The organism is Mesorhizobium yinganensis, assembly GCF_040081985.1.
GTDB classification, from domain to species: Bacteria; Pseudomonadota; Alphaproteobacteria; order Rhizobiales; family Rhizobiaceae; genus Kumtagia; species Kumtagia yinganensis.
In genome coordinates this window covers 1-5,644 of the sequence record NZ_JBEBMH010000072.1, presented here as the reverse complement: position 1 = coordinate 5,644, position 5,644 = coordinate 1, and the positions used below count along the sequence as shown (strand labels likewise).

The window sequence follows — 5,644 nt, the reverse complement described above, 5'->3', positions numbered from 1 at the left end:
GTGTCGACCGGCTTCATCGCGCCGGTCCTGACCGCGACGGCGAGGCTTTCCTGAAGCAGCGCCGTCATCCGCTCCTCGCCCATGCGCTGACGCCAGCGCGTCATCGACGAGCGCTCGAATGGCAGGTCGTGGCGGAAGAACGCCTCGCCAGTGAGATACTGGAAATAGGGGTTCTCCACCCAGCGCGCGCACAGCGTGAACTGCCCCCCGTTTTGACCGAACACCCGGCGTAAGCAGAGAGGCTCAAGGATATCCTTGAGGATAGGCTTATGTCGGAGGACTATCAGCGCATCGAGGTGATCACGGGCGTTGCTCGCCGTCGTCATTGGTCGACGGAGGCAAAGTTGCGGATCATCGAGGAGACTTTCGAGCCGGGCGAGACGGTATCGTCGGTTGCCCGGCGCAGCGGCGTGGCGCCCAATCTTCTTTACCGCTGGCGCCGCCTTTTGAGGGAGGGAGGTGCGGCAGCCGTGGATTCGGACGAACCCGTCGTCGGCAGCTCGGAAGTTCGGCGTCTGGAGGAACGGGTACGCGACCTGGAGCGCCTGCTCGGCCGCAAGACCATGGAGAACGAGATCCTGCGGGAAGCGCTCGCCAAATCGCAGGCAAAAAAACCGACCTTGCGGCCGCTGTCCTTGCCGAAGGGAGGTTCCCTGTGAAGCGCATCGCCCAGGCGCTCGGCGTGTCGCGGTCCAACCTTCTCGACAGGCGCAGCGGCAAAACCAGGCACCGCGGCCCCTACCGCAAGGCCGATGACGAGGGCCTGCTGCCACTCATTCGCCGCTTCGTCGACGAGCGGCCGACCTACGGCTACCGGCGCATCGCGGCACTGGTGAACCGGGAACTGACGACCAAGGGGCAGCCTGTCGTCAACCGCAAGCGGGTGCATCGGATCATGCAGCAGGCGTCCCTTCTTCTGGAGCCCTCTACCGGCCGGCGCGAGGGCCGCGTCCATGACGGCAAGGTGATGGTCATGCGCTCTAATTTGCGCTGGTGCTCCGACGGGCTCGAGTTCAGTTGCTGGAACGGCGAGGTCATCCGCATGGCCTTCATCATCGACGCCTTCGACCGCGAGATCATCGCCTGGGCTGCCCTAAACGGTGCCGGCATCAGCGGCTCGGACGTGCGCGACATGATGCTTGAAGCCGTCGAGAAGCGCTTCGGCTCGGTGAGGGCGCCCCACCCGATCGAGCATCTCTCCGACAACGGTAGCCCCTACAGGGCCAAGGAAACGCGCGACTTCGCCACCGCGCTGAACCTCGTTCCCTGCTTCACACCGGGGAAGAGCCCGGAGTCGAACGGAATGTCCGAGGCGTTCGTGAAAACCTTCAAGCGCGACTACCTGCGCATATCCCCCTTGCCGGACGCACCTTCCGTGTTACGGCAGATCGCCGGATGGATCGACGACTACAACGAAATCCATCCTCACTCAGCGCTCAGCATGCGCTCCCCAAGGGAGTTCATCAGAGCCCAAACCCAGTAGCCGGGTGTCCGGTGAAACGGGGGGCACTACACAGCGCCTCGTCCGACAGGTCGAACGTGTGCTTGAGGATCGCCAGCCCCGCCATCAGCCGCGTCGGCAAGGGCGGCATGCCCGGTCCATCCGAATAGACCGAGCCGAAACGCGCCTCCAGAACCGGCCAGTCAATCGCCCGCGCCAGCCGCATCAGTTCGTGATCCATGTTGATGATCTGGTCGAGCCGCGAGCGGAACAAATCCTGCTCTCCCGTCTCGCCCAATTCGCGTGGCTTGCCCATCCCATGGCTCCGATTCACCGCGATATCGCCCGTGAATCACGCCTCGCATGGAAGCGAAACCACAAAACGAATTGCAGGAAAACAACCCACAAACCGATCGTTTCCTGCAATCCGCAAAACTTCGACACCGCGAATTCCTAGGGGAATTCAGAAGCTTCACGATTCTTCACGGCCGACTAGAAAGTCGAAAAGCTCCTTCAAGAGGTCCGCGTGCAGGCTGAACTTCAAACGTTAGGTTATTGCCACAGGGTAGTTCAACATACTCAGGCTTGGTAAGTGCGATGTCACTGAGAGCCGACCGCAGTGTCTTCACTCAAGTGCGTCTATCCGGCAGGGGGCGTGGAAACGAGTATCCCACCCAATAATCTTCCCCTGTTGATGGTCCGAACGACGCCAACTCGGCAACAACAGCGCGGTAGAGAGACCTCTGCGCAGTACGCAACGGCTCGCGCCTCCCGCCTGCGTCGCGATGAATGTGGAGTGCCGTCACTTCGACAGCTATTTTTCCATCTACAAGGAAGTCCGGCGCGACATTGCCATCTGGTTCAAACTCGGCGCTGTGCCCGCTATCGGTCAAAAATTTCTTCGCGACCGCTTCAGTCGGGGTCATCACTCTTTTGGACATATCCTCAGGTCACCGCTTCGTCAGCCGAACGCCAGGAACTTTGCCGTTCGCTGCGACGAAAATAATGCCGGCCGCTTCCAGGGCAGCGCGGGCTGCGCGCACGTTATTTGCCATGCCGACTCTTGGGCTCCAACCTTGACGGCATCAGGAAGTTCGGCCTTGGAAAGGCGGTGGCGTGATGATGATCTACGAGAGGTACGACCTCAAAACCCCCGTCGGTACAAGCGAACTTCACTCCGATATTGTCAACCTCGACAACCTCCTCGACATCATCTGTCACCACCAGTTCGACCGCATCGTGCAGCCGACCGATGACAGGCGAGTGGATAGTCTCTTGTGGATCGCGCGCGGGCTATCCAGCGAAATCCGCGCAGCACTCGACAAGGCAAGCGAGACGAAAGGGGGGCGCGTCATGAGCCGCCTTATACCTCACAGGGAAATGACCGCGCTGCAGCTTGCCGATTGCAGCCGGCAAGCCATCGCCATTCTGGAGCTATTCGACAGCGCGGCTTGGCAAATTCAGAATGAGAGCGGCTGTGCAGACAATTTCGCCGACGCCATCAGTCAAGGCCAGAAGCTGGCTGTTGAGCTTCTGGAGCCGTTAGTTGCCGCCCTGGAAGTGCACGAGGGAATGAAGGAGGGCAAAGGCATGACCTATCCCGCCATTGCCGCCGGCCTCGTCCTGGCCTTCGCCTTCGGGTTTCTGCTCGGCGACCGTCGCGGTGTGAAGCAGGCCCACGAGGTTCTTGACCACAACAACCGCGTGCCATCGGCGACAGCGTGAAGATGCCGACAGAGGGCGAGGACGACGGCCAGCGTGTGCTGCACTGAGCACGCGGCTGCCAACGTGTAATTCTCGGTGGCATGCAGCGCAATCCTCCTGCGCTGGCGTGCTAAGCTCTTTCCGTGAATTCACGCCCGCCCGGCCAAGTTCCGGGCGGGCAGACACGGAGGGCGATCATGGCATGGCATTTCCCGCAAAGCGGCACGACAGCTCCACCTCTTGCCGATGGCGACGACGTGTTTGTCGCCCAGCAGGTATTCTTAAACGCTGAGATATATGCGTACAGCGGCGGCGGCCACGAGGTCAACGTCGCCGGTACAGTGGCGACGAACGGACTTGCAATCCTTCTCGGCCTTGAAACCGGCGGCGCAAACACCATCACGGTCGAGACCACCGGTCAGGTTCGCGCATTCGAGAATGGTGACGCCGTGGTGATGTATGGAAATGAGCAGTGGCTGGTGAATCACGGGCTGATCACACAGAAAGGGGCTACCGGTTCCGCAGCCTATTTCCTTAACACAAGCGCGGCGCCGACCACGGCCTCGAACCTCGTCAATTCCGGGACCATGGATGCCGATAAATACGGCGTCTGGCACGACAGTTCCGCCGAAACGCTCACAGTCCAAAATTCCGGTACAATCACAGGTGGGACGGCTTCGTTTTTCTCCACCGGAACATCCAATGACGAAATCACCAACTCCGGCAAGATGATCGGGGACGTGAACCTTGGCGGCGGCGACGACCTCTACGACGGGCGTCTTGGTACTATCGACGGCGACGTTTTCGGCGACATCGGCCAGGACCGGCTCTATGCGGGCGCAGGCAACAACCGGCTCTTTGGCCAAGACGGCAACGACACGTTGATGGGCGGCGCGGGTGCCGACTATCTGAGCGGCGGAAGCGGCACCGACCGGGCATCCTATGCGTCCGCCACCAAGGCCGTGACGGTCAGCCTGGCCAATCCCTCGATCAATGCAGGCGACGCCAAGGGCGACACCTACAACTCGATCGAGAACCTGTCCGGATCGAACTACAATGACAATGTCTTCGGGAATAGCGCCAAGAACTCCATCAACGGCGGCGTCGGCAACGACATAGTCAAGGGTTACGCTGGCAATGACACACTGACCGGCGGAACGGGTGGAGACATCTTCGTCGTCAACACTCCGCTCAACGTTTCGTCGAATGTCGATACGATCACCGACTTCAACCGTGTTGACGACACGATCCAGCTTGACGACGCCTTCTTTGTCGGCCTGGCGATTGGGGTGCTGGCCGGGACAGCCTTTAATGACATTGCGATATCGGCCGCAGATGCCAGCGACCGCATCCTCTACAACTCGGATACCGGGAGCCTGTTTTTTGACCAGGATGGATCGGGCGGCACCTATGCAGCGGTCAAGTTCGCTGTGCTCACTGGATCGCCAACGATCACAGCTGCGGACTTCGTCGTGATCTGAGTGGGATGCCCGGCTGCGGAGACGTGGCTGGGCTTAGGGTGCGTGGTTCCGCAAAGGTCTGCCTGAAATTGGCGGGGCTCTCTGTTCTCGGGCCGCTCAATTGCAGGATGAGGTCCGACCGTCTGAAACTTGCTTTCGGAAAGCAGACTCTATCATCCGTTCCACTGCCGATAGTAGTTCATCATGCGTTGCAAAACCGCTCGTGTAGGCACCTATGATCAGTTCAGAGATTTGCTCGCGGTCCAACTCGGCTGTTATCGCGTGACGCTCGCAAACCGTCTGAAAAATGTGATCGAGCCATTGCAAATCTTCCGGCTTTGCAACTCCGGTGAAGCTCATCGCAACCCCCACAAATATAACCATGAAATCGTACAACCACGAGCTCTGCGATTCAATTCGGTAGTGTGCTGGGAGATCGCCGAGGGCGGCGAAACAGGCGGACACCCTGATTGAGTGAGTGGGAAATCTATCGATCGTGTTTGCAGTCCGGCAGCGGCCTGGCCTATCTTGGCTCATGGAGGGGTGAGCTATGTTCGTGAAAGGGAAGCTCAGTGACGAGGAAATCCGCGCTGCAATGATTCGGCGGCTAAAGCGGGAAACCGGCGTTCACGAAGATCAGGCGCGGCGGCTTATTGACGAACTGGGGTTGAATTACCCTGCGCTCATCCGCGAGGCCAAGAACATCCAGCGCTATCGATAGTGACCAGCCGTCGCCCTTTTTTCCAAGTACCGGAACATAGCGCTCGTGGTGATGTTTGGCGAAAGACTGAGTCAAACGACGTAACCGCCGAGGTCAGGCCCGCCGCGCAGTGCAACACTAGATGTGGAGCCTCAACAGGTTGTCCCCGGACAGACCGAGTCTGCTGACTGGTGTTTTGGATTTTAGGCTGCCGTGAGGCCTATGCCAATTGTAGCGGTGGAGCCAGGCCGGCAATTCGGCGGCGCGATGGTCTGAGGTCGGATATGCGACGGCGTAGGCCCATTCCCTGAGCGCGGTCTGGATGAAGCGCTCGGCCTT

The 5,644-nt window shown here is 60.0% G+C and carries 5 protein-coding genes and 3 pseudogenes; 4 read left to right on the top strand and 4 right to left on the bottom strand.

The annotated features are described in order from the left end of the window. Nucleotides 1-194 (bottom strand): annotated as a pseudogene (locus ABMA59_RS36795) (IS5/IS1182 family transposase); the annotation flags it as partial. Between the two features lie 75 nt (nucleotides 195-269). On the opposite strand from ABMA59_RS36795, the pseudogene ABMA59_RS36790 reads away from it, so the two are divergent. Next, nucleotides 270-1,477: pseudogene (locus ABMA59_RS36790) on the top strand (IS3 family transposase); the annotation flags it as partial. A 34-nt stretch (nucleotides 1,478-1,511) separates the two neighbouring features. On the opposite strand, the pseudogene ABMA59_RS36785 reads toward ABMA59_RS36790, so the two are convergent. Then, nucleotides 1,512-1,757: pseudogene (locus ABMA59_RS36785) on the bottom strand (transposase); the annotation flags it as partial. Nucleotides 1,758-2,560: 803 nt separating this feature from the next. Here ABMA59_RS36785 and ABMA59_RS36780 point away from each other — a divergent pair. Together ABMA59_RS36780 and ABMA59_RS36775 are read left to right on the top strand one after the other, a co-directional pair. Further along, nucleotides 2,561-3,166, top strand: a complete 606-nt coding sequence (locus tag ABMA59_RS36780) for a hypothetical protein (protein ID WP_349010279.1) — start codon at nucleotides 2,561-2,563, stop codon at nucleotides 3,164-3,166. A gap of 176 nt (nucleotides 3,167-3,342) precedes the next feature. Further along, on the top strand, nucleotides 3,343-4,626 hold the full coding sequence (locus ABMA59_RS36775) for a calcium-binding protein (RefSeq protein WP_349010278.1): 1,284 nt from the start codon (nucleotides 3,343-3,345) through the stop codon (nucleotides 4,624-4,626). Nucleotides 4,627-4,722: 96 nt separating this feature from the next. Here ABMA59_RS36775 and ABMA59_RS36770 read toward each other — a convergent pair whose 3' ends face one another. Then, nucleotides 4,723-4,965: a hypothetical protein gene (locus tag ABMA59_RS36770; RefSeq protein WP_349010277.1), complete on the bottom strand. Its 243-nt coding sequence runs from the start codon at nucleotides 4,963-4,965 to the stop codon at nucleotides 4,723-4,725. A 190-nt stretch (nucleotides 4,966-5,155) separates the two neighbouring features. Here ABMA59_RS36770 and ABMA59_RS36765 point away from each other — a divergent pair, with 190 nt between their 5' ends. Beyond that, nucleotides 5,156-5,326 carry a hypothetical protein gene (locus ABMA59_RS36765; RefSeq protein WP_349010276.1) on the top strand — a complete coding sequence of 57 codons (171 nt, stop codon included), beginning with the start codon at nucleotides 5,156-5,158 and terminating at the stop codon, nucleotides 5,324-5,326. Between the two features lie 117 nt (nucleotides 5,327-5,443). On the opposite strand, the gene ABMA59_RS36760 is transcribed toward ABMA59_RS36765, so the two are convergent. Continuing rightward, nucleotides 5,444-5,644, bottom strand: a 201-nt coding sequence (locus ABMA59_RS36760) for an integrase core domain-containing protein (protein WP_349010275.1), incomplete at its 5' end; no start/stop codon positions are given.